This window comes from Endozoicomonas sp. SESOKO4, assembly GCF_024606275.1.
In genome coordinates this window covers 1-1,620 of the sequence record NZ_JAHHPS010000619.1, presented here as the reverse complement: position 1 = coordinate 1,620, position 1,620 = coordinate 1, and the positions used below count along the sequence as shown (strand labels likewise).

Here is a 1,620-nt window from a genome sequence, read left to right as displayed (position 1 = left end):
ATTCTTTAGAGTTTCTATAACTGTTTGTCAGGAAAAGATCACTGTGAAAAAGATGATACATTTTTGGTCCATATTCAACATGAACTGTTGGTCCTTCGTTGCCTACATTGTCAAAACTAAACACTACTCTAAAAAATGCATCTTGCCACCAACCATAGGGTACTACAAAATCCAGAGATACTCTAAACATATTGTCATCATTGATACTGAATCTAAATTTGTCTGGATACCTATTATCCAGAAAGGTTTGAAGTCGATCAACTGCCATATAAATCTCTCTGGCTTTGGATGCGGAGTTTCTTATGGGTGATAACTTCGGATAGTCTGATGTATTATCGTGTGAATTTTTGGGTGAATTTTTAGGGTAAATTATTTGATCCCCATCTTCTAAGTTTCCTTGCCGGATTATATTGACATTATTTAAAACAAGTTCTCCATTACGTAGTAGATGAAGTTTACGATAAGGAGTGCTATGTGGATGTATTAATCGATAATCAAAGTCTTTGTTTTTCTCTGCCTTAATAGTACATGGTCCCAAGGATTGATATTGCCGAAATTCATAGGACAAATTTACCCAGTCTATACCCTCTGTGGGCACTTGCTCAGCTCTTTCTGATAATAATCTGTCTACATAGTCAGTAACAACACCGGCTGCTCTATTATCCTTAGTGATTTTTATGATAGCTTTTTCTTTACCGTGATGAATCATTGCCTGAACAAGATTGAAAGTTCGTAACAGGGGGTAGGGTATTCCCAACTTGGTAGTATTATCACTCCTCTTAACACTCAATTTTTCAGCTGTTTTCCTATTTTCGCTTATAAAAAAATGATTTCTTTTTCTTCTGTTAATGCATGCCATCGCTCTGTTAATGTAAAGTTCAGCTTCCCTATACAAATGTTTTGTTTTCAGCTCTCGGTTAATTTCTTCATACTCTTGAAGGGTGAGTTGTTTTAGTATGCTTATTTGGTTTTCGTTAAGTGCAAGAGCACTCCCTGACATCAGAGCTATCAATAAAATGAAATATTGAATGAAGTTTTTATTTGATATAGATAACGCAGTAAGAATCATACTTGGGAATCCCCATATATCTTAAAATTTTCTGAATTGAACGCTATTTGAGTAGCTTTACTAATCCCTGTAGACAGTCAATAGTAGCTTGTTTTGATAACATCTGTTTTACGATTGCTGCTATTCATGTATAAGTGAATAAGGCCACATGGGTTACACGACGATTACCAGCCGCCTGAACTTGCGTGGCTTTGTCAATTCTTTGAAGCAAACCGTTGTGTTCCATAAAAATTTGTCGTGAAGGGTGCGCCATATCATTGGAGATCTGATACGGTATGCGGCTAAGATTTGGAAGCCGGTAACGCCGTTCTATAGTTCCAATTACCGGCTTATGGCAAGTTTTGCGACACCCATTTCGCGGCGCCGGGAGTTTTACTTACATGGTATTGGTCGGAGTGTCTGGCATGGAAAGGAGTGCTCGAGCCCTGGTTTGAATCATTAATGATAAGGGGTTTTGGTCCTCCAAAGTTTCATGTGCAGTCTCATTGGTTGAAACGGAAGAAGCGAGGTCAAGCTTGATTCTTTTCTTATTTTCATCGATGGAAAGCGCT

General features: G+C 37.8%; 1 protein-coding gene. It reads right to left on the bottom strand.

Annotated features, from left to right (window positions below):
• On the bottom strand, nt 1–1,069 hold a 1,069-nt coding region (locus tag KDK16_RS12050; RefSeq protein ID WP_257276306.1), incomplete at its 3' end, for a hypothetical protein.
• Between the last annotated feature and the right edge of the window lie 551 nt (nt 1,070–1,620).